General features: G+C 72.6%; 28 protein-coding genes. 17 read left to right on the forward strand and 11 right to left on the reverse strand.

Translation table 11 applies throughout. From position 1 onward, the window contains the following. Positions 1-4 precede the first annotated feature (4 nt). Positions 5-922, reverse strand: a complete 918-nt coding sequence (locus ACFQS1_RS02015; protein ID WP_378964147.1) for an LLM class flavin-dependent oxidoreductase — start codon at positions 920-922, stop codon at positions 5-7. Between the two features lie 165 nt (positions 923-1,087). Between ACFQS1_RS02015 and ACFQS1_RS02020 the strand changes: the two genes are divergently transcribed. Both ACFQS1_RS02020 and ACFQS1_RS02025 read left to right on the forward strand, forming a co-directional pair. After that, positions 1,088-1,537 (forward strand): nitroreductase family deazaflavin-dependent oxidoreductase, encoded by a 450-nt coding sequence (locus tag ACFQS1_RS02020; protein WP_378964148.1) that lies wholly within the window; start codon positions 1,088-1,090, stop codon positions 1,535-1,537. A gap of 3 nt (positions 1,538-1,540) precedes the next feature. Next, positions 1,541-2,887, forward strand: coding sequence for an ATP-binding protein (locus ACFQS1_RS02025; RefSeq protein ID WP_378964149.1), 1,347 nt, complete (start codon positions 1,541-1,543; stop codon positions 2,885-2,887). 194 nt (positions 2,888-3,081) lie between these two features. Here ACFQS1_RS02025 and ACFQS1_RS02030 read toward each other — a convergent pair whose 3' ends face one another. Further along, positions 3,082-3,435, reverse strand: coding sequence for a DUF5999 family protein (locus ACFQS1_RS02030; protein WP_378964150.1), 354 nt, complete (start codon positions 3,433-3,435; stop codon positions 3,082-3,084). A gap of 85 nt (positions 3,436-3,520) precedes the next feature. Here ACFQS1_RS02030 and ACFQS1_RS02035 point away from each other — a divergent pair, with 85 nt between their 5' ends. Then, entirely contained in the window at positions 3,521-4,174 is a 654-nt protein-coding gene (locus ACFQS1_RS02035; protein ID WP_378964152.1) for a response regulator, read from the forward strand. Here the strand turns inward: ACFQS1_RS02035 and ACFQS1_RS02040 are convergent. Continuing rightward, complete coding sequence (locus ACFQS1_RS02040) at positions 4,171-4,515, reverse strand: response regulator (RefSeq protein ID WP_378964153.1); 345 nt, start codon at positions 4,513-4,515, stop codon at positions 4,171-4,173. The genes ACFQS1_RS02035 and ACFQS1_RS02040 overlap by 4 nt on opposite strands. Before the next feature lie 130 nt (positions 4,516-4,645). Then, positions 4,646-6,874 carry a putative bifunctional diguanylate cyclase/phosphodiesterase gene (locus tag ACFQS1_RS02045; RefSeq protein WP_378964154.1) on the reverse strand — a complete coding sequence of 743 codons (2,229 nt, stop codon included), beginning with the start codon at positions 6,872-6,874 and terminating at the stop codon, positions 4,646-4,648. A gap of 135 nt (positions 6,875-7,009) precedes the next feature. On the opposite strand from ACFQS1_RS02045, the gene ACFQS1_RS02050 reads away from it, so the two are divergent. Both ACFQS1_RS02050 and ACFQS1_RS02055 read left to right on the forward strand, forming a co-directional pair. Beyond that, positions 7,010-8,092 carry a glycoside hydrolase family 19 protein gene (locus tag ACFQS1_RS02050; RefSeq protein WP_378964155.1) on the forward strand — a complete coding sequence of 361 codons (1,083 nt, stop codon included), beginning with the start codon at positions 7,010-7,012 and terminating at the stop codon, positions 8,090-8,092. 242 nt (positions 8,093-8,334) lie between these two features. Next, positions 8,335-9,792, forward strand: coding sequence for an SMI1/KNR4 family protein (locus ACFQS1_RS02055; RefSeq protein WP_378964157.1), 1,458 nt, complete (start codon positions 8,335-8,337; stop codon positions 9,790-9,792). Here the strand turns inward: ACFQS1_RS02055 and ACFQS1_RS02060 are convergent. Together ACFQS1_RS02060 and ACFQS1_RS02065 are read right to left on the reverse strand one after the other, a co-directional pair. After that, a complete protein-coding gene (locus tag ACFQS1_RS02060; protein ID WP_378964158.1) occupies positions 9,785-10,570 on the reverse strand; it encodes an AAC(3) family N-acetyltransferase in 786 nt (261 codons plus the stop codon). The genes ACFQS1_RS02055 and ACFQS1_RS02060 overlap by 8 nt on opposite strands. A gap of 33 nt (positions 10,571-10,603) precedes the next feature. Next, entirely contained in the window at positions 10,604-10,819 is a 216-nt protein-coding gene (locus tag ACFQS1_RS02065) for a hypothetical protein (protein ID WP_378964159.1), read from the reverse strand. Positions 10,820-11,106: 287 nt separating this feature from the next. Here ACFQS1_RS02065 and ACFQS1_RS02070 point away from each other — a divergent pair, with 287 nt between their 5' ends. Further along, on the forward strand, positions 11,107-11,568 hold the full coding sequence (locus ACFQS1_RS02070) for a PNPOx family protein (RefSeq protein WP_378964160.1): 462 nt from the start codon (positions 11,107-11,109) through the stop codon (positions 11,566-11,568). A gap of 141 nt (positions 11,569-11,709) precedes the next feature. Here ACFQS1_RS02070 and ACFQS1_RS02075 read toward each other — a convergent pair whose 3' ends face one another. Further along, the gene (locus ACFQS1_RS02075; RefSeq protein WP_378964162.1) at positions 11,710-12,156 is read right to left on the reverse strand and encodes a MarR family winged helix-turn-helix transcriptional regulator; all 447 of its coding nucleotides are present in this window, start codon (positions 12,154-12,156) and stop codon (positions 11,710-11,712) included. Positions 12,157-12,216: 60 nt separating this feature from the next. On the opposite strand from ACFQS1_RS02075, the gene ACFQS1_RS02080 reads away from it, so the two are divergent. Continuing rightward, positions 12,217-13,770 carry an MFS transporter gene (locus ACFQS1_RS02080; RefSeq protein ID WP_378964163.1) on the forward strand — a complete coding sequence of 518 codons (1,554 nt, stop codon included), beginning with the start codon at positions 12,217-12,219 and terminating at the stop codon, positions 13,768-13,770. Between the two features lie 80 nt (positions 13,771-13,850). On the opposite strand, the gene ACFQS1_RS02085 is transcribed toward ACFQS1_RS02080, so the two are convergent. Then, positions 13,851-14,282: a universal stress protein gene (locus ACFQS1_RS02085; protein ID WP_378964165.1), complete on the reverse strand. Its 432-nt coding sequence runs from the start codon at positions 14,280-14,282 to the stop codon at positions 13,851-13,853. A gap of 135 nt (positions 14,283-14,417) precedes the next feature. Between ACFQS1_RS02085 and ACFQS1_RS02090 the strand changes: the two genes are divergently transcribed. The 4 genes from ACFQS1_RS02090 to ACFQS1_RS02105 are packed head-to-tail and all read left to right on the forward strand — an operon-like array spanning position 14,418 to position 19,349. Next, a complete protein-coding gene (locus tag ACFQS1_RS02090) occupies positions 14,418-16,295 on the forward strand; it encodes an MFS transporter (protein WP_378964166.1) in 1,878 nt (625 codons plus the stop codon). Positions 16,296-16,336: 41 nt separating this feature from the next. Further along, on the forward strand, positions 16,337-16,858 hold the full coding sequence (locus ACFQS1_RS02095; protein ID WP_378964168.1) for a PadR family transcriptional regulator: 522 nt from the start codon (positions 16,337-16,339) through the stop codon (positions 16,856-16,858). Further along, positions 16,855-17,586, forward strand: coding sequence for an ABC transporter ATP-binding protein (locus tag ACFQS1_RS02100; protein ID WP_378964169.1), 732 nt, complete (start codon positions 16,855-16,857; stop codon positions 17,584-17,586). Before ACFQS1_RS02095 ends, ACFQS1_RS02100 begins: the two co-directional genes overlap by 4 nt. A 2-nt stretch (positions 17,587-17,588) precedes the next feature. Next, on the forward strand, positions 17,589-19,349 hold the full coding sequence (locus ACFQS1_RS02105; RefSeq protein ID WP_378964170.1) for an FtsX-like permease family protein: 1,761 nt from the start codon (positions 17,589-17,591) through the stop codon (positions 19,347-19,349). Positions 19,350-19,423: 74 nt separating this feature from the next. Here ACFQS1_RS02105 and ACFQS1_RS02110 read toward each other — a convergent pair whose 3' ends face one another. After that, complete coding sequence (locus ACFQS1_RS02110; protein ID WP_378964172.1) at positions 19,424-20,365, reverse strand: serine hydrolase domain-containing protein; 942 nt, start codon at positions 20,363-20,365, stop codon at positions 19,424-19,426. 133 nt (positions 20,366-20,498) lie between these two features. Between ACFQS1_RS02110 and nadE the strand changes: the two genes are divergently transcribed. From nadE to ACFQS1_RS02125, 3 genes are all read left to right on the forward strand, one after another. Then, positions 20,499-21,338, forward strand: a complete 840-nt coding sequence (gene nadE / locus ACFQS1_RS02115) for an ammonia-dependent NAD(+) synthetase (RefSeq protein ID WP_378964173.1) — start codon at positions 20,499-20,501, stop codon at positions 21,336-21,338. 138 nt (positions 21,339-21,476) lie between these two features. Next, the gene (locus ACFQS1_RS02120) at positions 21,477-21,728 is read left to right on the forward strand and encodes a hypothetical protein (RefSeq protein WP_378964174.1); all 252 of its coding nucleotides are present in this window, start codon (positions 21,477-21,479) and stop codon (positions 21,726-21,728) included. Between the two features lie 49 nt (positions 21,729-21,777). After that, positions 21,778-22,413: a hypothetical protein gene (locus tag ACFQS1_RS02125; RefSeq protein ID WP_378964175.1), complete on the forward strand. Its 636-nt coding sequence runs from the start codon at positions 21,778-21,780 to the stop codon at positions 22,411-22,413. Here the strand turns inward: ACFQS1_RS02125 and ACFQS1_RS02130 are convergent. Next, complete coding sequence (locus ACFQS1_RS02130; RefSeq protein WP_378964177.1) at positions 22,392-22,766, reverse strand: VOC family protein; 375 nt, start codon at positions 22,764-22,766, stop codon at positions 22,392-22,394. The genes ACFQS1_RS02125 and ACFQS1_RS02130 overlap by 22 nt on opposite strands. Positions 22,767-22,927: 161 nt before the next feature. On the opposite strand from ACFQS1_RS02130, the gene ACFQS1_RS02135 reads away from it, so the two are divergent. Then, positions 22,928-23,416, forward strand: coding sequence for a hypothetical protein (locus ACFQS1_RS02135; RefSeq protein WP_378964178.1), 489 nt, complete (start codon positions 22,928-22,930; stop codon positions 23,414-23,416). A gap of 44 nt (positions 23,417-23,460) precedes the next feature. Here ACFQS1_RS02135 and ACFQS1_RS02140 read toward each other — a convergent pair whose 3' ends face one another. Then, positions 23,461-24,159: an NUDIX hydrolase gene (locus ACFQS1_RS02140; RefSeq protein WP_378964179.1), complete on the reverse strand. Its 699-nt coding sequence runs from the start codon at positions 24,157-24,159 to the stop codon at positions 23,461-23,463. A 62-nt stretch (positions 24,160-24,221) separates the two neighbouring features. Between ACFQS1_RS02140 and ACFQS1_RS02145 the strand changes: the two genes are divergently transcribed. Both ACFQS1_RS02145 and ACFQS1_RS02150 read left to right on the forward strand, forming a co-directional pair. Continuing rightward, a complete protein-coding gene (locus ACFQS1_RS02145) occupies positions 24,222-25,277 on the forward strand; it encodes an SPFH domain-containing protein (protein ID WP_378964180.1) in 1,056 nt (351 codons plus the stop codon). Then, complete coding sequence (locus ACFQS1_RS02150) at positions 25,274-26,173, forward strand: hypothetical protein (RefSeq protein WP_378964181.1); 900 nt, start codon at positions 25,274-25,276, stop codon at positions 26,171-26,173. Before ACFQS1_RS02145 ends, ACFQS1_RS02150 begins: the two co-directional genes overlap by 4 nt. Positions 26,174-26,184: the final 11 nt, after the last annotated feature.

The raw sequence follows: 26,184 nt of genomic DNA on the forward strand, positions 1-26,184 counted from the left end.
GCAGTCAGCCTTCGCCGCGCGATGTGCGCAACGGATTAACCGCGGCGCGCACCGCCGGGACGATCTCGTTGGCCCAGCGCCTGAGGGAAAGTTCGTCGGCGGCGCCACCCTGCGGAGAGAAGAGCATGAAGCCCGAGGCGTGGTGATCGAGGACCGCGCCGGTCAGCTCCTCGATCCACTGGTCGGCCGAGCCGCCGATCCAGCGCCCCTCGGGGTTCCTCGTCCGGGTGAGCGGCCGGTCGGTGATGCGGCCGGGAAAGTTGAAGACGGTGCGGATCGAGCGGGGGTCCCGGCCGGCCGCCGCGGCGGCCTCGTCGATGATCGGGCGCGACGACAGAAAGCGCGGGCTCCGCCAGTCGGCGGCGTGGCCGGGGATCCAGCCGTCGGCGACCCGTCCGGTGGCGGCGAGCGAGCGCGGCCCGACCGAGCCGGTCCAGATCTCGGGGGCGGAAACGGTCGACGGCTCGATTTCGTCGAGCGAGTGGAAAGTGCCGTGGAAAGTTACCGGGGCGCCGCCTCCGGAGAGCATGCGGATGACGAGCACGGCTTCCTCGAAGGCGGCCACCGCGTCGGCCGGGGAAAGTCGCGGCACACCCATCGCGGTGATCCGCTCCCACAGGCCGCCCGCGCCCACCCCCAGCACGACCCGGCCGCCGGAAAGGGCCGACAGCGACGTCACGGTGCGCGCCAGCATCGGCGCCGGGCGCAGCGGCACGTTGGTGACGTTGGCGAAGCCGGCTATCCGCCGGGTGCTTCCCAAGAGAAAACCCAGGCTCGCGTACGCGTCGAGCCGCGCGCCCAGATAGGGATGGTCGGACAGGGAGAACAGGTCGAGCCCGTCGTCATCCGCCTGCCGCACCATCCGGGTCAGCTCCGTCAGGTCGGCGAAGCCGCTGTGCATGCCGAAACCGAAAACCACCATGCCTCCAGCGTGCCGGGGCTCGGCCCGCGGAGGGAGGCCGTGTCCAGGCTGGTAGGGACAGGGCCAGGCCGAAGCTTTTCACGGCGGCTGTCGCGTACGCGAAAGTCATCGAGCAGAATCGCAGCGGGACGGCCGCACCCCGGCCGGTGAGGCGAGGAGATCGCATTGGGCTTCGACACCACCCGCAAGGGCACGCACGGCGCCCGTCAGCCCCGCGGCGCGCTGCTGAAATGGGCCAACCGGATGACGATCAAGCGAATCCGCGGCGGCAAGGCCGGCGAGATGCTGGTCTTGACGACCGTGGGACGCAAGAGCGGCGCCGCCCGCGAAACCCCGGTCCGCAGCTTTCCGGGCGGCGACGGCACCTGGCTGGTCGTGGCGTCCGCCAACGGCGCGGCCGGCAACCCGGCCTGGTACTACAACCTCGCCGCAAATCCGGACGTGACCATCGAGATCGGCGGGCGGAAAGTTCCGGTCACGGCGGCGCAACTTTCCGGCGCCGAGCGCGACCAGGCCTGGCAGAAGATCAGCGAGGCGGCGCCGCGTTTCGCGGGCTATCAGCGGAAGACCGACCGCGAGATGCCGGTCATCCGGCTCACCGAACGGGCCGCCTGACGCGTGCGATCCCGCCTTCCGTTCCCGGTCGAGGTCGCGCTGGCGATCGTCGCGGGCGTGGGCGCGTTCGTCGTCTCCGCGCTCGTCTGCTCGGCGGCGCGCGGGCACGTTCCCGACCTGGTGATGGGCCTGGCCCTGCTGCTGGTGGTGCTCGGGATCGCGCGCGCGGCGGGGATCCTCTACGCCCTGCCCAGCGGCGTCGCGGCGATCCTGGCCTACGACTGGTACTTCCTGCCGCCGCTGCGCGACCTGAACGACGCGGCGTATGCGGTGCTCGGGCTGTTCATCGTGATGGCGGTGATCGTCGGCTCGGTCACCACCTCGGCCGGACGGCGCGCGCTCGCCGCCGAGCGGGCCCGGGGCGACCTCGCCGAAACCCAGGCGTCGCTGCGGCGGCTCGCCCTGCTCATCGCGCGGGGCGAGTCGCCGCGGTCGGTCTTCGCGGCGGTCACCCGGGAAGTGCTGCGGCACTTCGGCAACGGGACCGCGCGGCTGATCCGTTTCGAACGCGACGGCGGCGCGACCGACGTCGCGGTCGAGGGGGCGATGACGCCGGCCGACGAACTGGTCGCGAAGGTTCGCGGCACCGGGCGACCCGCCCAGGACGGCAACGCTCTCGGCACGCCGATCCACGTGGACGGACGGGTCTGGGGCATGTTCCTGGTCTGCTCGGAGGATCGGCTGCCGCCGGACTCGCAGGCGCGGATGGCCGAGTTCACCGAGCTGGTGGCGACCGCGGTGGCCGACGCGCAGAGCCGGGCCGAGCTGGTCAGCTCCCGGGCCCGGATCGTGGCGGCCGCCGACGAGGCGCGCCGGCGGATCGAGCGGGACCTGCACGACGGGGCGCAGCAGCGGCTCGTCGCGCTGTCGCTGCGGCTTCGCACCGCCGAGGCCGCGAACTTGCCCGAGCTGGCGGCCGACCTCACGACGGTGATCGACGAGTTGCGGGAACTTTCCCGCGGAATCCACCCGGCGGTGCTGACCGACTCGGGGCTGCGGCCGGCGCTGCGGGCGCTCGGCCGGCGCTCGCCGGTGCCCGTGGAAGTTTCCGTCGACCTGGCGGAAAGGTTGCCGCAACCGGTGGAGGTCGGCGTGTACTACGTGGTCTCGGAGATGGTGACCAACGCGGTGAAACACGCGGAGGCGTCGGTCGTGGCGGTCGACGCTTCGGTCGACGACGACACGCTCGTGCTCGTCGTGCGCGATGACGGGGCCGGGGGCGCGGACGAGGGCAAGGGGTCGGGGCTGGTCGGACTCAAGGACCGGATCGCGGCGCTCGGAGGGACGTTCGAGCTGGTCAGCCCCGTGGGCGGCGGAACGACGGCGACGTGCCGGATCCCGCTCGGCTGAGGACCTGTCGCGGGTCGCCGAGTGCCGGGTCACGACAGTTTCCTACCGAGTGAGGTTCTTGCCCCGGAAAAGATTCTTGCTCGCCCCGCGTTTCTTGCGGCGGCGGGGTTCTTGCGCACCGCGTTTCTTGCGGCGGCTTGGTTCTTGCGACGCGGAGGTTCTTGCGCGCGAAAGTTCCTGGGTCGGCCCGGTCTCTATGCCGCGAGCGGGACGCCGGCCTTCCGGGGCTCGCGGCGCAGAGGTGTGACCATGGCGGGGGCCGCAACCGTGACGGGAACAGCAGCCGGAGCCGCAACCGGAGCTGGAGCCGGAGCCGGAGCGGTGACCGTGACCGTGACGGGAGCCGCCATCGGGGCCGGAACGGCGACCGGAGCCGGGGCACCGACCGGGGCAACGACCGGGGCGGGGGCGGGCCGGGCGGCGGCGTCGAGGACGATCGCGCCGTTGCACAGCATGGTCCAGCCGAGCTCGGCGTGGTGGACGAGGACGCGGGCGGAGTCCCAGCCGGGCTGGTCGATCGGAGGGCACTCGGGGTGGTGATCGCACATACCAAGAGCCTCGCGAAAGGCGGCCTTCGGCACATCGAGGGCAGCCGGACTCCTCGTTACCGGCTAGCCGGTATTTAATGCTTCCGTGACCGGTCTTCGAGTGGTGCTGGCGGAGGACGACGTCCTGCTGCGCGAGGGGCTGGCCAGCCTGCTCGAGCGGTCGGGCCTGAGCGTGATGGGCCAGGCCGGCGACGGAGCCGAGCTGCTGGAGCTGGCGCGGCGCACGAAACCCGACATCGTGGTGGCCGACGTGCGGATGCCGCCCACGCACACGACCGAGGGACTCGAGGCCGCCCGGCAGCTGCGCCGGGAGCTGCCCGAGGTCGGGATCCTGGTGCTCTCCGCGTACGCGGACGTCGACCAGGCCATGGAGCTGCTGGCCGGCGGGCGCGCCATCGGGTACATGCTCAAGAGCCGGGTCACCGACGTCTCGGAGTTTCTCGCCGCGCTGGAAAGAATCGCCGAGGGCGGCTCGGTCATCGACCCGGGCCTGGTGGCCGAGCTGGTCACCGCACGACGCCGCAACGACCCCCTGGCCGTGCTCAGCGCCCGCGAGCGGGAGGTCCTGGGGCAGATGGCCGAGGGACACTCCAACGCCGGGATCGCGCGGCGGCTGTTCATCACCGAGGGCACGGTCGAGAAGCACGTGCGCGGCGTGCTGACGAAGCTGAACCTGCCCGACACCGACGACCACCACCGGCGGGTCCTCGCCGTGCTGGCGTTCCTCGAGGCGCGTTAGTTTCGCAGCAAGTTTCGCACCGCGGTGGCGGAAAGCGCGGTCTTCGCCAGGAAACCGATCGCCGGACTTTCCTCGACCAGGTCGACGTAGTCGTCGCCGGAGTGCGTGGAAATCATGATCACCGGGGTCGGGACCAGCCGCTCGGCCAGGTCGAAGCCGCTCTCGCCGCCCAGGTTGATGTCGACCAGCGCCACGTCGGGGCCGAGGTCGGCGGCCTGCCCCACGGCCTCGGCGATGTGCCCGGCCACGCCCACGACGGTCAGTCCCTCGCCCTCGAGCAGGTCGCGGGCGGCGGCGAGGAACTGTGAGTTGTCGTCGACGAGGAGGCAGCGCAAGGTCACGCTTCCAGCTTGGCAGGCCGCTCCCGCGCCCGCATTCCTGCTAACCCGAACCCCGACCTGACCGAAACACGGACCCGGCCGAAATACCGGCCTGGCTGAGACACAGCCCGGCTGAAACACCGGCCGGACCCTAAACAGCGACCGTCGAGCCACTCCACTGCGGCGAAACGGCGATCATGTCGCTGATCGCGGCCGCGTCGATCGGGCGGGTGTAGAAGTAGCCCTGCGCGGCGTCGCACCCGAGGTCGCGCAGTTTCTCGAGAATCGGCTCGTCCTCGACGCCCTCGGCGATCGCGCGCAGGCCCAGCGCGTGCGCCAGCGCGATCATCGCGCGCACCACGCCCTCGCGCGCGGGGTCGTCGGTGAAGTCCGAGACGAAGCTGCGGTCGATCTTCAGCGCGTCCCAGTGCCGGTCGGCCGGCCGGGACACCGACGAGTAGCCGGTGCCGAAGTCGTCGACCGCCACGGCCACCCCGTGCCGGCGCAGCTCGGCGAGGGTGCCGGTCATGACCGCCTCGTCGACCAGCGCGGTCTCGGTGACCTCGAGGATCAGCGCGGACGGCGGCGCGGCGTGCGTCGTCAGGGCGGCCAGCACCACCGGTACCAGCCGGGCGTCGTTCAGCTGCCGGGGCGACACGTTCACCGCCACCGTCGGGCGCCAGCCGAACTCGGTGAGCCAGCCGTCCTGTGCGGTCAGCACCTCGTCGAGGACCTGCTCGAACATCTGGCCGATGATGCCGTGCGTCTCGGCGTGCGGCACGAACTCGTCCGGCGGGAGCAGCCCGCGCTCCGGGTGCTGCCAGCGGACCAGCGCCTCGAGGGCGTAGAGCCGGCCGGTGACCAGGTCGATCTCGGGGTGGTAGTGGCAGAGCAGCTCGCCGTTGACCAGAGCGTGCCGCAGCTCGGTGTCCAGCCGCAGGCGGGCGCTCGCCGCCACCGCGTACCGGTCGTCGAAACGCTCGCCGCGGCCGCGGCCGCTGCTCTTGGCGTGGTACATCGCGGTGTCCGCGTCGCGGAGCAGCTCATCCGGGTCGGCCTGGTAGTCGTCGGTGGTGCGCACGCCGACCGAGATCGACGGGAACAGCTCGACGCCGTCGATGACGATCGGGTCGGTGAACGTGGTGACCAGCCGTTCGGCGACCGCGTCGGTATCCTCGTCGGTGGCGCCCGGCATGAGGATGACGAACTCGTCGCCGCCCAGGCGGAAGACGATGTCCTGGTCGCCGCGCACGGTCGCGACGATGCGCTCGGCGATCGTCACCAGCATGCGGTCGCCGGCCTGGTGGCCGAGGCTGTCGTTGACGTCCTTGAACCGGTCCAGATCGCAGAAGAGCAGCGCGACCCGGCTGCTGCCGTCCGAGGGCAGCTCGGCCAGCGCGAAGGTGAGCCGGCGCAGCAGCTCGGTCCGGTTCGGCAGCCCGGTCAGCGCGTCCTGGGTGGCGCGGCGGCCCATGTCGCGCAGCGGGCGGCGGATGCGGACCGCCGCCAGCGTCGCGGAGGCCAGCACGGCCAGGCCGACCAGCCGGTCCGTGCCGTGGGCCCGGACCGCAGCGTACGCGTCGAGCGCCAGCACCCCGGCGATGACCACCAGGTAGCGGCGCACGCTGAGAATGTTCGTGGAAACGTGCAGCGGCACGTTGAGCTGCGCCATCTGGGGGTGCAGCGCGGCGGCGCCGAGCAGCAGCGGCATCAGCATCCAGCCCAGGTCGAGCCAGCCGCCGGCGACGTAGGTGCCGTTGAGGCTGGCGGTCGCGTAATAGGCGTCCGGGACGAACCAGCAGACCATGCCGGCGACCAGCAACCGGGCCGGCATCTTTCGCATCTCCATGGAAAGACCGGCGCGCAGCGCGCCGAAGAGCACGATCAGCGTGCCGGCCGGGGTGACCACGGCGACGAGTACGGCCAGGGCGTTGCCGGTCTGGTCGTGCATGCTCGGGCTGATGATGTGGATCCAGTACTGCAGCGCGAGCGGGACGGTGAGCACGCCGGCCTCGAGGAAACTGTCGCGGCCGGCGTGGTGGCTCAGGCGGACGACCGCGGCGGCGGCGAGCAGGTGCGCGGCGATGTAGAGGATGTCGGCGATCGACGGGAACGGCGGCTCCGCCCGGAAGAGTTCGTAGCCGGCGAAGATGACGTCGCCGACCGCCGAGAGCGAGAGCGCGGTGGCCAGCATCGCCCAGGCGGAGCGGTTCCTCGGCCGGTTGCGGCGCAGGCCGGCGAAGGCCGCGATGCCGCCGGTCGCGTTGACCAGCGGAAAGATCCAGTTCGTGGCCGGATTGCTGGGCAGCACGATGTACGCGACCGCGACAACCGTACCGATGAGCAGGTACCACAGCCATGCACGATCACGGTTCGGCATGCTGGGCCTCACTCGCAGCGGGGGTGGGAACTCCGTAGTCATCGGCGACGGCGCTGCGTAACTTAAAGCTTCGACCTTTGCCCCTATGGGTAAGGTTTCTTTACAGATGCACTGGCATTTGACAATGTCGATGCCATGACTCGAAAGCGCCTGCTCACAGTGCTCGCCGCGGCGGTGATCTCCCTGATCGCCGCGGCGGGCGCGGTGATCCCCAGCACGGCATCCGACGCGGCCGCGGCCTGCGTCACCCCCTACAACAGCGCCGCGGTGTACACCGGCGGCATGACCGCGTCCTACAACGGCCACAACTGGACCGCCAAGTGGTGGACGCAGGGCGAGGCGCCCAGCACCGGCGGCTCGGGCGTCTGGCAGGACAACGGATCCTGCGGCGGCTCGTCCGGCGGCGGAGGCGGCGGCACCTGCAACTATCCGAACTGGGTCGCCGGGCAGTACTACGCGGTCGGCGCCATCGTCCGCTACACCAACGGCCTCTACTACCAGGCGACCCACGAGAACCCGGGGTACGACCCGACGATCAGCACCTGGTTCTGGTCGCCGTACAACTGCTCGGGCGGCGGCGGGGGCAACGGAGGCGGCAACGGTGGTTTCGTGGTGTCCGAAGCGCAGTTCAACCAGATGTTCCCGGGGCGCAACTCTTTCTACACGTACGCGGGACTCACCGACGCGATGCGCAAGTTTCCCGCCTTCGCCACCACCGGCAGCGACACCGTGCGGCGGCAGGAAGCCGCCGCTTTCCTCGCCAACGTCAGCCACGAGACCGGCGGGCTCGTCTACATCGACGAGATCAACCAGGCGAACTGGCCGCATTACTGCGACTACTCGCAGCCCTACGGGTGCCCGGCCGGGCAGTCCGCCTACCACGGCCGCGGCCCGATCCAGCTGAGCTGGAACTTCAACTACTACGCGGCCGGCAACGCGCTCGGCGTCGACCTGCTGAACAACCCCGGCCTGGTCGGCACGAACTCGTCGATCTCGTGGCAGACCGGGTTGTGGTACTGGATGACCGGCACCGGCAACGCGGGCACGACCTCGCACAACGCGATGGTCAACGGCCAGGGCTTCGGCACCACGATCCGGGCCATCAACAGCATCGAGTGCAACGGCGGGAATCCGGCCCAGGTGCAGAGCCGGATCACCCTCTACACCCGGTTCGCCGGCATCCTCGGCGTCGGCACCGGCGGCAACCTGAGCTGCTAGGCACGAGCCATCGCGTCGGCCACCGCCATGCCCCCGGCCCCGGGGCACCACCATCTCCCGGAAGCGAGGGCAGGCGCGGTGGTCGGCGTGACGGCAGCGCAGGCCGCCGTTCCGACGTTCCTGGCCGCCGGAACCCGGCCCACGCGAAGCCCCTGCGACGTTTCTGACCACCGCGCGCGCAGGCTATTGCGACGTTTCCGGCCGCCGGAATCGGCCGCGTGGCGGCTCTATAGAGTGTCGGCGTGAAACGGGGGTGGCCGGGGCGCGGGCCCTGGATGATCGCGGCCACGTCGACCGGTGTCGATTGGCGGGCGGCGGCCACCGTGCTGGCGGCGGTCGCCGAGGTGCCGGTCGCGGTCGTCGTCGTGGGCGGCGGCATCGCGGCCGGCGATCCGATCCGCGGGCATCTCGCCACGGTTCTCGAGCTGACCGCGGCGGGTGAGCTGAGCCTCGAGCGGGCCCGGGACATGGTCGTGACCGTGAACTGGGCGCACGGGCTGGTGCTCGTGGGCTCGGACGCGGGGCTGCTGGTGCCGGTCGGGCGCGACGGGTGGACGCTCGCCGACCTCGCCGACGCCGTGGGCGCGCCGGCCGTGGTGGTGACCGGGCCGGGACCGGACGCGGTCAACCACACCACGCTGGCGCTCGGCGCGCTGGCCGGCCACGGGATCGTCGCCGCTGTGGTGACGATCGGCGAGGTCGACGAGGAGAGCCTGCCGGTCGCGGCGGCCGGGCGGATCCCGGCCGAGCTGCCGGACGACCTCTCGCAGGCGGCCGAGTGGCTCGATCCGGCGCTGCGCGCCACTCCCCCGCCGGGGCCGGTCACGCCGGCCCCGGACACACCGGCGGCGGCCGGGCCGGGCACCGGCGGTCGGGCACCGGTCAGCGGGAAACGACTCGTGCTGGCGCTGCTGGCGGTCTTCGTGGCGATGGTTCTGGTGGTGTGCGGGGTGGCCTGGTTCGGACGGGGATCCGCCGACGTGAAGTACAGCGCCGGCCAGGTGCCGGCCACCCGATACTCGGCGTACGTTGCTCCGGCGCCGAACCCGGCCACGCCGGCACGCCCGCGGACGGCGGTCAACGCCTGCCCGCAGAACGCGGGCGGGGTGCGCGTCGCCCGGCCCGACAAGGCCACCACCGCCCGGGTCGACGCGGCCTGGCGGCGGCTCGAGAAGTGGCTCGCCAAGCACGCCCCGGCCACCGCCCGCTCGCTGCGGCCGGGCGCGCCGGCCGCGCGGATCGACGCGATCCAGCGGCAGATGTCGGTGGCCTTTCCGCCCGACCTGGTGGCCTCGCTGCGCCGGCACGACGGCGTCACCTGGACGGCCGGTTTCGCGGTGCCGCCGTTCTACGTGCTGGAACCCCTCGACGAGATCCTCGGCGACTGGAAGGTGACCTGCGGCGTCGTGTCCGGCGAGGTCGGCGACTGGGCGGGGGAAAACCCCTGGTGGCACAAGGCGTTCGTGCCGTTCGCCCGCGACGGCGGCGGCGGATGCCTGTTCGCCGACCAGCGGCCCGGCGGGCACGGACGGGTCGGCGAGTTCTACCCGGACGACGGCACCGATTTCTCTCGATGGCCGGCAAGTTTCGTGGAAATGCTCGAGGGGACCGCGACATCGCTGGAGACCGGGCATCCGTACGGGGGCCGGTATCGCGCGCGCGTCGACGCGGACGGCACGCTCGACTGGGACATCATCTGAAGCGCCGCATCCAGGCGGTGGCGAAGTCGACCAGCTCGGCCTGGGGCATCAGCCGGGCCACCGCGTCGCCGACCATCCCGACGGCCAGGACGCCGTTCCGCTCGTAGGCGGCGCCCAGCTCGGCGAAATCGGAGCTGTCGGCGAGCGGCGCCGTCCAGGTGACCCAGCGCGAGGTGTCGCCGGGCCGCCGCACGGCCGCGCCGTATTCGGTCATCACCGGCGGGACCTGCCGGCACTCGGCGAGGTGGAGCGAGGTGTTGCGGTCGTGGTCGCAGCCGATCAGCAGGATCCGGCCGCGCAGGCGACACGGCGCGCCGAGCGGTGAGGCCTCGCCCAGTCCCTCCTGCAGACGGTGGTCGCGCACGACAGTTTCGGCCCGGGCGCCGATCGCGGCGAACGACATTTGCGGATGATCGCTGCGAAGGGCGCCGGGCCATTTTCGTACGATCTCCGGCAGCGTCCCCACCCACCAGCTCGGCGTGATCGCCGGGTCGAAACCGGGGCTCTGTTCGCGAATGACCGGCCACCACTCCGCGGGGACGGGCGGGTTGCGCCAGGCGGCCGGGTCGGAGTTGAAGGTGGTGTGCGTCGGCACCACCAGCGTGCCGGTCGGGCCGAGCACGTCGAGCAGCGCCTGCGCGACGGCCTGGGCCAGGCCCGCGACGAAACCGATCTCGCGCAGCGAGCAATGCACCAGCACGGTGTCCCCGGACGCCAGCCCGAGGGCGCGCAGGTCCGCGGCCAGGGATCCGGCGGTGTGCGGCAGCCTCTGCGTCACCGCGCCAGTATGCCGAGAATCCGGTGGCGGGTCTCAGCAGTGTTTCGCGGCAAGTTCCGCCATCGCGTCGGCGTACTGGTCGTCGGTGATGTCGCCGGCGGCCAGCTGGGCCGCCAGGACGCCCTCGGTGCTCGACGCCGCGCGGTATGCCCGCCAGGGGCGTGCCGCGGCGGGCTCGCCCACGCGTTTCCATACCCAGAGCGCGCAGAAAGATAAAACCACCAGAACGAAAACGTATACGAATGTCATGCCCCTGTTCACCTCCGAAATCCCATGCTGGGACGGCGGCCGGGTTGATCGGAACGCGGGCGCCGACTTGGCGACGCGGAACACACGAACGCGGGAAGTGGGCTCGCGGGTGAGGGCGGCACGCTCGCGGACAGGGGCGGCACGCTCACGGGCAGGAGCGGCACGCTCGCGGGCAGGGAAACAGTCGCAAGCAGGGGCACACGCGCGGGCAGAGACGACGGGCTCACGGGCAGGAGCGACCAGCTCGCGGGCACGGGCGACGGGCTCGCGGGTGGGAGAGTCATGCTATGGCCAACGATCAGCTGCCCAAGACGCTGCGCTTCCAGGGCGCGGCGAACCGTGTCGTGCGCGTGCTCCTGCGCACCCCGCTGATAGCCCGCGCCGTCGGCACCCGCCTGATCACCGTCCATGTCGTCGGACGCAAGTCCGGCAAGCGCTACACCGTGCCGGTCGCCTACGCCGCCCACCAGGGCGCGCTGCTGATCGGCACGCCGTTCGCGTGGGCGCGAAACTTGCGCACCGGCGACACGGTCGACGTGACCTACAAGGGACGGCGGCGCCGGGCCACGGTCGAGGCGATCACCGACGAGGCCGGGGTGACGCGGGGGTACGAGGTGATCGCCCGCGACAACCACAATTTCGCCGGCTTCAACAACATCGCGCTGGACCGGGACGGAAACCCGGACGCGGCCGGCCTGCGCCGCTGCTGGGAGATCGGCGGCCGGGTGATCCGCCTGACCCTGCGGTGATCGCCACGGCCCTGGTGACCGCCGCGGCCCAGGTGACCGCCGCGGCCCAGGTGACCGCCACGGCCCTGGCGACCGCCGCGGCCCTGGCGACCGCCGCGGCCCTGGCGACCGCCGCGGCCCAGGTGACCGGCCGGACGGACGTCAGAGCGTCGGGATCTCCTCGCCCTCGGCGGCGGCCTCGGTCATCCGCCGCAGCCAGGCGTTGACGACCGCGATCTCCTCGGCGCTGAAGCCCGCGGCCAGCCGCGCCTCCACCTCGTGCACCGTCGGCATCGCCTCGGCGAGCCGCTGCCGGCCCGCGCCGGTCAGGAAGATCTGCTGGCTTCGGCGGTCGTTCGGGTGTGGCCGCCGCTCGACCAGACCGGCCCGCTCGAGGCCGCCGAGCATCTCGTTGGCGGACTGCCGGGCGGTGGAAACCTTTCGCGCCACGTCGGCAACCGAAAGGCCGGGCGACTCGTCGAGCATCAGCAGCGAGGCGAACTGGGCGACCGACAGGTCGTGCTGGACGAGCGCCTCGGCGACGACGCCGCGCAGCGCGAGCCAGGCATGGCGGACGAGGAACGTCGAGCAGCCGTCGGGTGGGTTCACGTGACCATTGTGCGTCACGCGACATTGACAGGGACCTGACAGTCTTGCCAGGGTGAAAGCATGACCGTAAGGGACCTGTCAATCAGCGTACCGCGGCAGCGCCGCGTGCTGTCCGTCCTCGTTTTCGCGGCGGTGCTCATCTGGATCGACACGACGATCCTGGGCATCGCGCTCGAGCGCATCGCCGACCCGCGCACCGGCCTGGGCGCCACCCCGGGCCAGCTCCAGTGGGCCGTCGGGGCGTATTCACTGCTGTTCGCCACCGCGCTCTTCGCCGCGGGCGCGCTCGGCGACCGCTACGGCCATCGCACGATCCTGGTGCTCGGCCTGCTCTGCTTCGGCGCGGCGTCGGTCTGGGCCGCCTGGGCCGGCGGCGCGACCGGCCTGATCCTGGCCCGGGGCCTGATGGGGCTGGGTGGCGCGATGATGATGCCGAGCTCGATGGCGATCATCGGGGCGACGTTCCCGCCCGCGCGCCGGGCCGGGGCGATCGCCACCTGGTCGGCCTCGGCCGGGGTCGGCGTCGCGCTCGGGCCGCTGCTCGGCGGCGTGCTGGTCGACCACTTCTGGTGGGGGTCGGTGTTCCTGGTCAACCTGCCGGTCGTCGGGATAGCGCTGGCGGGCATCGCGTGGGTCGTACCCAATCCGAAGCTGGCGGCGCGCCGCCGCCCGGACCCCGCCGGACTGGTCCTGTCGACCGCCGGACTGGCCCTGCTCGCCTACGGCCTGATCGAGGCCGGGCAGGACACCGACTGGGCGCGCGCCCGGGTGTGGGCGCCGGTGCTGGCCGGGCTGGCGCTGCTCGCCGCGTTCACCGTTTTCGAGTGGCGCTCCCCCGAGCCGTCATTCGACCCACGGCTGTTCCGCAACGGCCGGTTCAGCGCCGGCAACGTGGCGCTCGGCCTGCTCTTCTTCGGCATCACCGGGCAGATGTTCTACGGAAATTTCTATCTCCAGGGCGCCCGCGGGATGACCGCGCTGGAGACCGGCCTGGCGTTCCTGCCGGGCGCGATCGGCCTGGCCGCCGGTTCCCCGCTCGGCGCGCGGCTGGCCGGGCGCCACGGCGTCGGGCTGGTCAGCGGCATCGGGTTGCTGGTGGTCACGGCGGCGTTTTTCGCGAATCTTTCGTTCGGCGTGGACACGCCGGTGGCGTGGTTCTGCGCGGTCGGTTTCGTCAGCGGTGTCGCAATGGGACTCACGATCGCACCGACCGTAGCCGCCGTCATCGCCGTGCTGCCGGTCGACCGGATGGGCGCCGGCTCGGCGGTCAACAACACCGTGCGGCAGGTCGGCAGCGTGCTGGGCATCGCGTTGCTCGGCACGATCCTGACCACCGCCTACCGCGACCGGATCGCGCCCTCGCTCACCGCCCTGCCGCCCGGCGCACGGGACGCCGCGGCCGCGTCGGCCGAGCACACCCGCGCGGTCGCCGACGCCCTTCAGCGGCCGGGCCTCGCCGACGCGGCCAACAGTTCCTTCATCGGCGCGATGCACGTGACCGCGGCATCGGCGGCCCTCGCGCTGCTTCTGGGCGCGGCGCTGCTGCTCGTCGCGTTCCGGCGCCGGCCCGCGCCGGAACCCCGGACCCCGGAGGTGGCGCTGGAAAGCGTCTGAGTCGCCCGCAGCGGACCATGGTCACGGCGACGGCCGCGCCGGAACCCCGGTGGCGGCGCTGGAAAGCGTCCGAGTCACGCTCAGCGGACCACGGTCACGGCGCATTTCGCGTACGCGGCGACGTGCTGGCTCACCGAGCCCAGCACCAGCCCCGCGAAGCCGCCGTGGCCGCGGTGGCCGACCACCAGCAGGTCGGCGCCGGCCGACTCGTCGATCAGCACCTTGGCCGGCCGGCCCTGCTTGACCTGGGCCTGGACCTGTACCGGCGGATCGTCGCCGAGCTCCTCCTTGATCACCTGGACCAGCTCGTCGGTCGTGGTCTGGCTCGGCTCGGGCACGTAGTGCTCGGACACGCTGACGCTCCCGGCCGGCGGCAGCAGCGTGTGCTCCCAGACATTCACCACGAGCAGATCCGCGCCGTGATCCGCCGCCTCGGCGGCGGCCCAGGCCAGGGCCTTGCGACTGCCGGGCGATCCGTCGACACCGACCACGATCCTTTTCCATTGATGCATGGCCGCCCCTTCCCGGAGAGTCTCTTGAACGTATTACACGAGGTGAGGCACGTCGAGAGATCGACGACTGCGGTTGCGACGCCTCCCCGGCGGATTTAGCTTCGTGACGTAGGTCACTCCGTCGAAGGGGTCGCCATGACCACCACGACAACGCAGTCACTCGCCACGACCGCTGAGGCCGAACGCAAGCCGCTGATGACCGGTCGCGCCATCCTGATGATGAACCTCGGGTTCTTCGGGGTGCAGTTCAGCTTCGGCCTCACCCAGTCGGCGGTGAACCCGCTGTTCCTGCTGATCGGGGCCGATCCCGACCAGCTGCCGATCCTGAACCTGGCCGGTCCGGTCACTGGGCTGATCATCCAGCCGCTGATCGGCGCGATCAGCGACCGCACCTGGAGTCCCCGCTGGGGCCGGCGGCGCCCGTTCGTCACCGCGGGCGCGATCCTGTGCGCGATCATCCTGTTCGCCTTCCCGTTCGTCGGGATGCTCTGGCTCGGCGTGATCTGCTTCTGGCTGCTCGACATCGGCAACAACACCTCGATGGAGCCGTACCGGGCGTTCATCTCCGACCGGCTGCCGAAATCCCAGCTCGCCCGCGGCTTCCTGACGCAGAGCATGTTCACCGGGGCGGGCGCGGTCCTCGCCAACATCTCGCTGTTCCTGCTGCAGAAAGTTTCCGCGCTCGATCGGACCGCCGGGAACGGGGTTCCCTACTGGATGTACGTGTGCTTCATGATCGGCACGGTGTGCATCCTGCTCACAGTGCTCACGGCGATGGCCCGTACCCGTGAGATAACCCCGACCGACGAGGAGCTCGCCGAGATGCGGGCGGCGCCGAAGGGTGTCGGAAATTTCGTGCGGGACATCGCGGACGCCGTGCGCACCATGCCGGTGGCGATGCACAAGATCGGCGTGGTGTTCCTGTTCCAGTGGTACGCGATGTTCATCTACTGGCAGTTCCTCGCGGTGAGCATCGGCGAGACGGTCTTCGGCGCGAACCCGGAGCAGGGCGGCCCGGCGTGGGACCGCGCGATCGCGTGGAGCGGCCTGATGAACGGGGCCTACAACTTCGTCACGATGATCTCGGCGCTGTTCCTGATCGGATTCTCCCGGCGGCTGGGCGCGAAGCGGGTGCACGCGATCGCGCTCGGGCTGGCCGCGGTGGCGCTGATCTGGCTGGCGCAGATCGGCAACCAGTACCTCGCGCTGGTCCCGATGATCGGGCTGGGCATCTTCTGGGCGAGCGCGGTCGGCGTGCCGTACCTGATGGTGGCGAGCATGGTCCCGGCCAAGCGAACCGGCGTCTACATGGGCATCCTCAACATGATGATCGTGGTGCCGATGCTGATCGAGACGGTCACCTTCGGCTGGATCTTCAACCGGTTCCTGGACGGCAAGGGCTCGAACGCGATCCTGCTGGCCGGCGTGCTGATGGGCATCGGCGCCGTGGCGATGCTCTGGGTCAATCCGCCCGACGAGGCCGACGAATCCCCCATCGTGCCGCTCGGCGCGAGGCGGAGCATCAGCGTGTACGACCGGGTCGTGGTCGGCTCGGACGGCACGGCGACCAGCCTGTACGCCGTGGACCGGGCCGCCGAGGTGGCGCAGGCCGCGCAGGCGAGGCTCGTGGTCGTCACGGCGTACCGGGCGGACCCGGCCGAGAGCGAGCCCACGGCCGGCGCGCACCGGGAGATCGTCGGCGTGGACACCGCCCGCGACGCGCTGGCGAAGTCGGTGACCGGCCTGACCCGCGAGCGGGCCCGCTACATCGAGCAGCGCCTCGTCGAGGGCGACCCGGCGCAGGCCCTGCTGGACGTGGTCGGCGCGAACCCGGCGAACCTCATCGTCGTGGGCAACCGCGGCCTCGGCGCCGACGAGGGCCAGCTGCTCGGCTCGGTGCCGGCCGGCGTGGTCCGCAACGCGGTCTGCGACGTTCTGGTCGTGCAGACGTCGGCCCTGGACGAGGAGCGATTGTTCGCCCCTTCGGAACCGGCCCTTGACACCGATAGCTAACCGTTAGACATTGGGTCCGACCACCGGAGGAGGTTGGGCCGATGCAGCAGGAAGTCGTGCTGGCGATGCTGGCCAAGGAGCCCACGCACGGCTACCAGCTGCGCGCCCGGCTGCGGGACGCCCTCGGCCCGCTCGGGGACGCGATGAACGCGGGACAGGTCTACGTCACGCTGACCCGGCTGGAGAAGGCCGGGCTGCTGGTGGCGGAGCGGTCCGACGGGGAGCGCGCGGACCGCAAGGTCTACGCGCTCACCCCGGCGGGCCAGCAGCGGGTCGCGGCGTGGATCGCCGAGGTGAGCTGGCCGCGGCCCGACCTCGCCGAGTTCCACCTCAAGCTGATCGCGGCCGCCTCGGCCCGGCTCGCCGACCCGCTGTCCATCGTGGACGCCCAGCGGCGCGAGCTGTTGCGGCGGCTGCGCGACGCCCAGCGCGCCGCGATGGCCGAGCCGGCCGGCTCCGGCGCGGCGCTGCTGCTGGAGGGCGTCGTGCTGCGACTGCAGGCCGACCTGCGCTGGCTGGAGGCGTGCGAGCAGAACTGGACTCGTCGAAGGAGCGAAACGTGAGCATCGTGCTTCGCGCCCGCGGGCTGCGCAAGGAGTACGGCCGGGGCAGCGGCCTGGTGCGGGCCGTCGACGGGGTCGACCTCGACGTCGCCGCCGGCGAGACCGTGGCGGTGATGGGACCGAGCGGCTGCGGGAAGTCCACGCTGCTGCACCTGCTCGGCGGCCTCGACCGGCCCTCCGCCGGCGAGGTGACGCTGAACGGCCGCCGCATCGACGACGTCGGCGAGCGAGCGCTCGCCCGCATGCGGCGCACCGGCGTGGGCTTCGTCTTCCAGTCGTTCCACCTCATGGAGGAGCTCACCGCGGTGGAGAACGTCGAGCTGTCGGCGCTGCTGGCCGGGCGCTCGCCGCGGCCCGCGCGGCGGCACGCGGAGCAGTTGCTGGAGCGGGTCGGCCTGGCCGACCGGGCGCGGTTCCTCCCGGCCGCGCTCTCCGGCGGCCAGCGGCAGCGGGTCGCCGTCGCCCGGGCGCTGGGCAACGAGCCGTCGATCGTCCTCGCCGACGAGCCGACCGGAAACCTCGACACCGCGGCCACCTTGGACGTTCTTCAGCTCTTCGACAGCCTGCACGAGGCCGGGCAGACCCTGGTCATCGTCACGCACGACGCACGGGTCGCGGCCACGGCGGAACGGATGATCTCGATGCGGGACGGAGCGTTCGTCGACGAGACCCGGCTGACCGGCGGCACCACCGGACGGCTCGGCGCCCTGATCGGGCTGGACGACTGAGGATGGGCCGCCTGCTTCTGGTCTGCCGCCTCGCCGTACGCGATCTGCGCCGGCGCCGCGTCGAGGCCGCCCTCCTGCTCGTCGCCATCCTGGCCGCCACCACGACGCTGACGCTCGCCCTGGTCGTGCGGGACGCGGCCGGCGATCCCTATCAGAACACCCGCCACGCGACACACGGCCCGGACGTGGTCTCCATCGGCATGCAGGCCGACGAACTGACCGGGCTCGCCCGGACGGAGGGCGTGGTCGGCCACAGTGGACCGTTTCCGGTCGCCGGGACCAAGATCAAGACCGGCACACGTACGGCGGATGTGCAGGTCGTGGGCCGCGACCGCGAGCCCACGACGGTCGACCAGCCCGCGACGGTCCGGGGCGGCTGGGTCCGCGAGGGTGGCGCGGTCGTCGAGGCGGCCTTCGCCGCCGAGCTCGGCCTGCACGTCGGCGACCGCATCGCGCTGGGCGGCAAGCCGTTCGAGGTCGCGGGCATCGGGGTCACCGCCGCCATCGCGCCCTATCCCGCCGCCTCCTGCATCACCGCCGGGGGCTGTGTCAGCGGCGCCGCGCCCGGCGAGCTGCCCCACCTGCTGCACGACCCCGGGCTGATCTGGGTCGCCCGGCCCGACCTGGACGGCATGGCGGCCGGCAGCTACCTGATGAACCTCCGGCTGGCCGACCCGGCCCAGGCGCCGGCCTTCGCCGAGGCGCACCACGGCACCGCGTGGCAGAGCGTCCTGGCCGACGCCACCGAGGTCGCCGGCGACACCCGGATCCTGCTGATGATCGGCGCCTGGCTGCTCGGCCTGCTCGCCGTGGCCAGCCTCTCGGTGCTGGTCGGCGGGCGGATGGCCGACCAGACCCGGCGCGTCGGCCTGCTCAAGGCGGCGGGCGGCACCCCCGGCGTGGTCGCCGCCGTGCTGCTCGCCGAATACCTGCTCGTCGCCGTCGTCGCGGCCGCGGCCGGGCTCGCCCTCGGCACGCTCACCGCGCCGCTGCTCATCCAGCCGACCGCCGGCCTGATCGGCAGCGCGGGCACGCCGGCGCTGACGCCCGCCACGGCCGGCCTGGTGACCGCCGCCGCGCTCGGTGTCGCGGTCCTGGCGACCCTCGTCCCGGCCCTGCGCGCCGCCCGGTCCAGCACCGTCGACGCCCTCGCCGACACGCCGCGCCCGCCCCGGCGGGTCGGCTGGATCATCGCCGCCTCGGCCCGGCTGCCGGTGCCGCTGCTGCTCGCGGTGCGGGTCGCGGCTCGCCGCCCGCGCCGGGCCGCGCTGGCGGTGGCCGGCGTCGCGATCACCGTGAGCGGCGTCTACGTGGCGCTGATCCTCAACGCGGTGCTGGACACCCAGCCGGATCGGGCCGCCGCGCTGCGCGAGGTGCTGCTGGTGTGGACGGTCATCCTGCTCTGCCTGGCCGCGGTGAACGCGGTCGTCATCACCTGGGCGACCGTCCTCGACAACCGGCACGCGTCGGCGCTGGCCCGGGCCCTGGGCGCGACGCCGCGCGAGATGACGGCGGCGCTGTCCGCCGCGCAGGTGCTGCCGGCGCTGCTCGGGGCGGTCATCGGGGTGTTCCCGGGCGGCTTCCTGCTGTTCGTCGCCATCGTCGCGATCACTGGCGGCAGCCGGGACGCGGCTACCCTGCCGTCGCTCTGGCAGGTGTCGGCCCTGGTGCTGGCGACGGTGGTGGGGGTGGCGGCGCTGACCGCGGTGCCGGCCCGGCTGGGCGGGCGCCGCCCGGTGGCGGAGGCGCTGCGCTCCCCCTGATGCGCGGCGGCCGGCCGGCTGTCACCCGGCGGTCGGCCGTTGGCCGGCCGTCGCCAGCCGGGTCGATGCTCAGGTCAAGCCGCGAACTCGTCGACGGCGGCGCTCAGGTCGTCGCCGGTCAGGGGCCGCTGCAGGTCACTGAGGAGGTTGGCGGCCGCGGGCAGCGCGCGCTGCTGGGCGGTGAGGACGACGCTCACGTACTCCCGGTCGGGGATCAGCAGCATCGCGGCGCGATAGCCGGGCAGCCGGCCGTTGAGGTACATCTGACCGCTCGGCCCGAGCGCCCAGCCCAGGCCGTACGCCATGGGGTCGTGTTCGGTGGTCTGCCGGCGGCGGATCGCGGCGAGCGCCGCCGGCTCGCGGAGCAGGCCCTCACCCAGGCTGAGCAGGTCGGGGACGCAGGACCAGAGCCCGCCGCTCGGGCGGCGCGACGGCGGGTAGTCGATGGCGGGCAGCGCCTCCGGCCCGTCCCAGCCGCCGATCGCTTTCGCCGGCGTCGCGAAGCCGGTGCGGGACATGCCCCACGGGCCGAGCAGGCGGGCGGCCAGAGCTTTCTCGAAAGTTGTGTCGTCGAGGCCGGCAAGTATCGCGCCGGCCAGGAAATAGTTGCCGTTGTAGTAGGACCAGCGCGCGCCGGGCACCCGCTCGCTCCCGGCGCGCACCACCAGCCGGGCCGCCTCCGCGAGCGGAAGGGAAGCGACGTTCGCGGCAGTCACCGATTCACGAAGGCCGGCGACCTGGCCGAGGATCTGCGCGACGGTGATGTCCGTGCGCGCCCGCCAATCGGGCCCGAGGGCGGGCAGCAGCGTGATCGCGGGAGTGTCGAGCGGCACACCGCGAGAACGCAGGGCGAGCACGAGCGCGGCCGACGTGACGGCCTTGGTCAGCGAGGCGATGCGAAAGCACGAAAATTCGTCCGTCCCTTTCGCGGCGACGTCCCGCGCTCCGGCGACGGAGACGCCCGCGACGGCGGCGGGCACGTCGCGCAGTTCGTCGAGCGCGTCCCGGAGATCCACGCCTTGAATCTAACGCCCGTCGCCTGCTCGAGCGGCGCGCCGGTCGTCGCCGAGGCCCTGGACCTGCTGGGAGCGCCCTGGACGTGCTGGGATCGCGGCCCGTGCCGGGGATGCCGGTCAGTAAAGTGCGGGCATGACCGACCTGAGGAAGCACATCCTGGCGGAGCTCGGCGTCAAGGCCAGCATCGACCCGGCGGCGGAGATCCGCGACCGGGTCGGCTTCCTCAAGGACTACCTGCGGTCGACGCCCGCCGAGGGCTACGTGCTCGGCATCAGCGGTGGCCAGGACAGCACGCTCGCGGGCCGCCTGTGCCAGCTGGCCGCCGAGGAGCTGCGGGCCGAGGGCCGGCCCGCGACTTTCGTCGCCGTCCGGCTGCCGTACGGGGTCCAGGCCGACGAGCACGACGCCCGGATCGCGCTCGACTTCATCCGGCCGGACCGGTCCGTGGCCGTGAACGTCCGGCCGTCCGCCGACGCGGTGGCCGCCGAGTCGGCGCTGGGCCTCGCCGAGCTGCTCGGCGGGGAGCCCCGGCTGCGCGACTTCGTCCGCGGCAACATCAAGGCCCGCGAGCGCATGGTGATCCAGTACTCGATCGCTGGTCAGCTGAATCTGCTGGTGGCCGGCACCGACCACGCCGCCGAGGCGGTGACCGGCTTCTTCACCAAGTACGGCGACGGCGGCGTCGACATCACCCCGCTGACCGGCCTCACCAAACGCCAGGGCGCGGCCCTGCTGCGCGAGCTGGGCGCCCCGCCGAGCGTCTGGGAGAAAATCCCGACCGCCGATCTCGAGGACGACCGCCCGGCCCTGCCGGACGAGGTCGCGCTGGGGCTGACCTACCACCAGATCGACGACTACCTGGAAGGCGCCGACGTCGCCCCCGAGGTCGCCGCGAAGGTCGAGTCGGTCTTCCGGGCGACCCGCCACAAGCGCGCCCTGCCGGTGACCCCGCTCGACGATTGGTGGCGCTGACCGGCCCCGACTCGCGGCGCGGCCAGGCACCCCGGGCGACGACTCGCGGCGCCGCCAGGCAGCCCGGGCCGACGACTCGCGGCGCCGACCTGGGCCCCGCGCCACGCGCCGGCCGGGGGCAGTACCTAGGATGGGGCCATGACCGATGAGACCACGGCCGAGCAGCTGCGTCAGGAACTCAAGGACGTCGACGCGGAGCTCGCCGAGCTGCGCCGGCTCGTCGGCGACGCGCAGGCGCGCCGCGGGCGGGACAGCGACACCTCCGAGGGCTTCATCGAGCCGGAGGAGATCGCCACCGAGCTGACCGGCATCAACGAGACCGAGGCCGTCATCGACGTGCTGGAGCAGCGCCGCGAGCGCATCGAGGCGCGGCTCAACGCCCTGGGCTGACACCGGCGGGCCTTGCCAGGACGGCCGCCGCCCCGCTAAGAAGTCCGTCGTGGAATTGACGCCGGTGATCGTGACGACACTCGGGGGCGCGTTCTCGGCGACGCTCGGCGTGCTGGTCGGCGGGGCGGTCACCCGGCGGGTCCAGGAGCGGCACTGGCTGCGGGACCGGCAGTTGCAGGCCTACCAGGAACTGTTCGCGCAGTACTCCCGCTTCATGATGGCCCTGCGCCGCGCGCACCTGGACCGCCGCGGCACGGATGTCGACTGGGCCGCCTGGAGCGCGGCGCTCACCGCCGCCAGCCTGGTCGCGCCGCTGGAGGTGGCGCGGGCCATCGACCGGTTCGCGAAGGCCGTGGCGATCTTCCTCGGCAAGGTGGCGACCCGCGACCCGGCGACGGACCCGGTCGACGAGAAGGGCCTGGACGAGGCGTCCCGGCCGGCCGCCGCCGCACACCTCGCGCTGCTCAACGCGATCCGGCGATCGCTGGGTCGCGCGCTGGAGGACGTGCCGTTCTATCTGGGCGGCACGGTGGGTGACCACCCCGAGGGCTCGTATCCGGCGACCGCCGAAACGCCGCGGACCGCCAAGACGCCGGAGACCACCCAGACGCCGGGGACCGCCAAGGCGCCGGAGACCACCCAGACGCAGGAGTCCGCCGGCCCTCAGGGAAAGACCGTGGCGTAGCGGTCGAAGTCGTCGCTGTGGCGGGGGATCACGCACAGCAGGTGACCGCCGGGCGCGCGCAGGATGCGGCATTCCAGCCACTGGCCGATCTGCAGCGCCCCGAGCCCGATCAGCCGGGCGGTCTCGGCGTCGAGGTCGTCGGTCTCGAAGTCGACGTGATAGCGCGCCTGGTCGTCGACGGCCTGGATCGCCAGGGTCAGGCCCGGGAGCGCGCCCGGCAGTGCGGTGAACTGCTCCTCGCCGGGGACGGGCTGGGCCGGGACGCCGAGCGCCGCGGACCAGAAGGCGGCGGCCTCGCCGGCGGCGGCGGACGGGACGTCGATGAGCACGGTGGACAGGCGGCTGCGATGCACGACGCGATCATACTTTCGGCCATCCAGCGGCGACCTTTTGTCCAGATATGACCGTTTCGCCGCGCGCCTGCGTCCGGCGAATCGGACAAAACGCTAACGTCTGACCTATCGCGAGCGGGGCTCCCCCATCGCTCGGAATCCTGACACAGGAGGTCAGACATATGAGCACGATCAAGCGAGTGATCGCGGCGGTCGCGCTGGCCGGCGCGGCCGGCTCGGTGGCGGCCGTGGCCGCGGCCGGTCCGGCGTCCGCCGTGGCGCGCGGCCCGCAGCCGGTCAGCAACCGGCTCACCGCGGTCAAGGCGAACACGGCCAGCTGGGTGAACATCTACTGGCGCACCAACCGCCCGGTCTGCAACGCGAAGGTGGCCGTCGACGGCGGCCGCCAGGTGCGGGTCTCGTACCCGGGCCTGCGCCGCACGACCACGTTCACCACCGGCAACACGCTGCGCCCGGGCCGCACCGCGGCGACCCCGATCCGGGTCAACCCGATCGCCCGCCGCAGCGGCGTGGTGGTGCTGCGCGCGTCGATGTCCTACACGGACTGCGGCCGGCACGCCCGCACCCAGTGGACCCGGGCCAACCTCAGCCTGCCGGTGATCCGCCAGATCGGCGGGGCCCCGGGGAACCACCGCCCCGGCCACCGCTGAGGTAACCCCTATCGAGGCCGGGCGTGCGCGAGCGCGCCCGGCCTTTACGGCCGCAGCAACGGCGGATGCAGCAGCGTCGCCGTCCCCCGCCGATACAGCTGGGCCGGCCGCCCCCGATCCCGGATCGCGGTCGCACCCGTCGGCTCCACGAAACTTTCCGCCCCGGTCACCTTGCGATGGAAATTCCGCGGGTCGAGCCGGGTGCGCCACACCGTCTCGTAAACGGCGCGCAGCTCGGCGATGGTGAACTCCGGCGGGCAGAACGCAGTGGCCAAGGGCGTGTATTCGAGCTTGGCCGAGGCCCGCTCCAGCCCGTCGGCGAGGATCCGCGCGTGGTCGAAGGCCAGCGCCCCCGAGGAACCCGGCGACTCTGAGGAAGCCGGGGAAACCGACGACACCGGCAGCCAGGAGGCGACCGCGGCGTCGCTGCCGGCCACCGGGAGCGGCTGGTCCGGCAGCAGCGCGAGGTAGGCCACCGTGATGACCCGCCCGCGCGGGTCACGCCCCGGCGTCCCGTACGTGGCAAGTTGCTCGAGATATCCGGGGCGCAGCCCCGTCTCCTCGCTCAGCTCGCGCGCCGCCGCGGCATCGAGATCCTCGTCGGGCAGGACGAAGCCGCCGGGCAGCGCCCAGGCGCCCCGGAACGGCGGGATCGCCCGCCGGATCAGCAGCACCTGCAGCTCCGCCGACCGGATGGTGAGCAGCACCAGATCCACCGTGACGGCCACCGTGTTTAACGTCATGTTGACGATAATAGCGGACTCCTTTATCGTCATCCTGACGACAAAGTGGGAGGACGGCCGACATGGCTGACGTGACACGACGACTGCACCTGCGGCACCTGCGCGGCGCCCCGACCAGCTGGGTAAGCCACACGGCCGGCGGAAAGGTCCGGGCGCAGGGGACGGGGCTCTCCTTCTGGTACCGGCCGCTGACCGCGGTCCTGTCCGAGGTGCCGGTCGACGACCGGGAGCTGCCACTGCTGTTCCACGCCCGCACCGAGGACTTCGCCGACGTGACCGTGCAGGCCACGGTGACCTACCGGTTCAGCGACCCGGCCGCCGCCGCGACCCGCCTCGACTTCTCCATCGATCCCTACCGCGGGCGCTGGCGCGGTCAGCCGCTCGACCAGGTCGCCACGCTGCTGGCCGAGCTGGCCCAGCAGCCGGCCCTCGACGTGCTGGCCCGGGTGCCGCTCGCGGAGGCGCTGACCACCGGCATCGCGCCGGTGCGGCAGGCCGTCGCGGACGTGCTCGCCGGCGACCCGCGGCTGACCGAGACCGGCGTGACCGTGGTGAGCGCGCGGGTGGCGGCGATCCGCCCCGAGCCCGAGCTGGAGCGGGCGCTGCAGACGCCGACCCGCGAGCAGGTGCAGCAGGACGCCGACCGGGCCACCTACGCCCGGCGCGCCAACGCGGTGCAGCAGGAGCGGGCGATCGCCGAGAACGAGCTGCAGAGCAAGATCGAGCTGGCCCGGCGCGAGCAGCAACTGGTCGAGCAGCGCGGCGCGAACACGCGGCGGGAGGCCGAGCTGGACGCCGAGGCATGGCTGGTCGCGGCGCGCGGCGAGGCGGAGCGGCAGGAGGTGGCGGCGCAGGGCGCCGCGGAACGGTCCCGGCTCACGGCGGGTGCCGAGGCAGATGCGGCACGCGTACGGGATGACGCGCGCGCCGCCGGAGCCCGCGTGGTGGGCCTGGCCGAGGCGGAGGCCGAGGCCGCGCGCCTGGCCGCCTACCGCGACCTGCCGCCCGCCGTCCTGCAGTCGCTCGCGCTGCGCGAGCTGGCCGCGCACGTGCCCGCGATCGGCGAGCTCACCGTCACCCCCGACCTGCTCGGCAAGCTGATCGGCCGGCTGGGATGAGCGTGCTCACCCCGCGCGTGGTGGTCGTGTCGCGGCGCAGCGAGCTCGACGAGCTGCTGGTCCGGCACGGCACCCGCGGCGCCGCCGCCTACTTCCTGCGCCAGCGCGGGCGCGACCTCGCCGAGGTGACCGCCCGGCACGAGGCGCTGACCGCCGCGCTGACCGAGGTGGGCGGCGCGATCCCGGCCGACTGGCGGCGCGGCCACGTCGAGCGCGCCGACCTGCCGCGGTTCCTGTTCGGGCCGGAGGACATCGTCGTCGCCGTCGGCCCGGACGGCCTGGTGGCGAACGTGGCGAAGTACGTCGACGGCCAGCCGGTGATCGGCGTCGACCCGGAGCCCGGCCGCAACGCCGGGGTGCTGGTACGGCACGGCGCGGCCGAGGTGGCCGATCTGCTGCGCCGGGCCGGCGGGCGGGGACAGGACGGGCTGGGACAGGAACGGACGATGGTGGTCGCGCGGCTCGACGACGGCCAGGAGCTGTACGGCCTCAACGAGGTCTACGCCGGCCACCCGAGCCACCAGTCCGCCCGCTACCTGCTGACCACTCCGGACGGTGGCCGGGAGCGGCAGTCCTCCTCCGGCCTGATCGTGGGCACCGGCACCGGCGCCACCGGCTGGTGCGCCTCCATCGCCCGCGAGCGCGCGACCGCCCCGGCCATGCCGGCCGCGGACGAGCGGGCGCTGTGCTGGTTCGTACGCGAAGCATGGCCCTCACCCACCACCGGCGTGCGGCAAGCCGCCGGGTTTTTGACGGCGGGCGAGGAGGTGCGGCTGACCAGCGAATCGGAGCGGCTGGTGGTGTTCGGCGACGGGCTCGAGTCCGACGCGCTGGAGCTCTCCTGGGGCCAGCGGGTCGCGATCGGCGTCGCGGACCGGCGGCTGCGCCTGGTCTGACCCTTGATCAC

The organism is Paractinoplanes rhizophilus (assembly GCF_042664765.1).
Taxonomy (GTDB): Bacteria; Actinomycetota; Actinomycetes; order Mycobacteriales; family Micromonosporaceae; genus Actinoplanes; species Actinoplanes rhizophilus.

What these genes read in the sequence shown, in the direction of transcription:
- ACFQS1_RS02015 (WP_378964147.1), bottom strand. Translation starts at nt 922, where the DNA reads ATGGTGGTTTTCGGTTTCGGCATGCACAGCGGCTTCGCCGACCTGACG.
- nadE (WP_378964173.1), top strand. Translation starts at nt 20,499, where the DNA reads ATGACCGACCTGAGGAAGCACATCCTGGCGGAGCTCGGCGTCAAGGCC.
- ACFQS1_RS02080 (WP_378964163.1), top strand. Translation starts at nt 12,217, where the DNA reads ATGACCGTAAGGGACCTGTCAATCAGCGTACCGCGGCAGCGCCGCGTG.
- ACFQS1_RS02150 (WP_378964181.1), top strand. Translation starts at nt 25,274, where the DNA reads ATGAGCGTGCTCACCCCGCGCGTGGTGGTCGTGTCGCGGCGCAGCGAG.
- ACFQS1_RS02045 (WP_378964154.1), bottom strand. Translation starts at nt 6,874, where the DNA reads ATGCCGAACCGTGATCGTGCATGGCTGTGGTACCTGCTCATCGGTACG.
- ACFQS1_RS02095 (WP_378964168.1), top strand. Translation starts at nt 16,337, where the DNA reads ATGCAGCAGGAAGTCGTGCTGGCGATGCTGGCCAAGGAGCCCACGCAC.
- ACFQS1_RS02135 (WP_378964178.1), top strand. Translation starts at nt 22,928, where the DNA reads ATGAGCACGATCAAGCGAGTGATCGCGGCGGTCGCGCTGGCCGGCGCG.
- ACFQS1_RS02120 (WP_378964174.1), top strand. Translation starts at nt 21,477, where the DNA reads ATGACCGATGAGACCACGGCCGAGCAGCTGCGTCAGGAACTCAAGGAC.
- ACFQS1_RS02030 (WP_378964150.1), bottom strand. Translation starts at nt 3,435, where the DNA reads ATGTGCGATCACCACCCCGAGTGCCCTCCGATCGACCAGCCCGGCTGG.
- ACFQS1_RS02145 (WP_378964180.1), top strand. Translation starts at nt 24,222, where the DNA reads ATGGCTGACGTGACACGACGACTGCACCTGCGGCACCTGCGCGGCGCC.
- ACFQS1_RS02085 (WP_378964165.1), bottom strand. Translation starts at nt 14,282, where the DNA reads ATGCATCAATGGAAAAGGATCGTGGTCGGTGTCGACGGATCGCCCGGC.
- ACFQS1_RS02070 (WP_378964160.1), top strand. Translation starts at nt 11,107, where the DNA reads ATGGCCAACGATCAGCTGCCCAAGACGCTGCGCTTCCAGGGCGCGGCG.
- ACFQS1_RS02105 (WP_378964170.1), top strand. Translation starts at nt 17,589, where the DNA reads ATGGGCCGCCTGCTTCTGGTCTGCCGCCTCGCCGTACGCGATCTGCGC.
- ACFQS1_RS02140 (WP_378964179.1), bottom strand. Translation starts at nt 24,159, where the DNA reads ATGACGTTAAACACGGTGGCCGTCACGGTGGATCTGGTGCTGCTCACC.
- ACFQS1_RS02050 (WP_378964155.1), top strand. Translation starts at nt 7,010, where the DNA reads ATGACTCGAAAGCGCCTGCTCACAGTGCTCGCCGCGGCGGTGATCTCC.
- ACFQS1_RS02065 (WP_378964159.1), bottom strand. Translation starts at nt 10,819, where the DNA reads ATGACATTCGTATACGTTTTCGTTCTGGTGGTTTTATCTTTCTGCGCG.
- ACFQS1_RS02090 (WP_378964166.1), top strand. Translation starts at nt 14,418, where the DNA reads ATGACCACCACGACAACGCAGTCACTCGCCACGACCGCTGAGGCCGAA.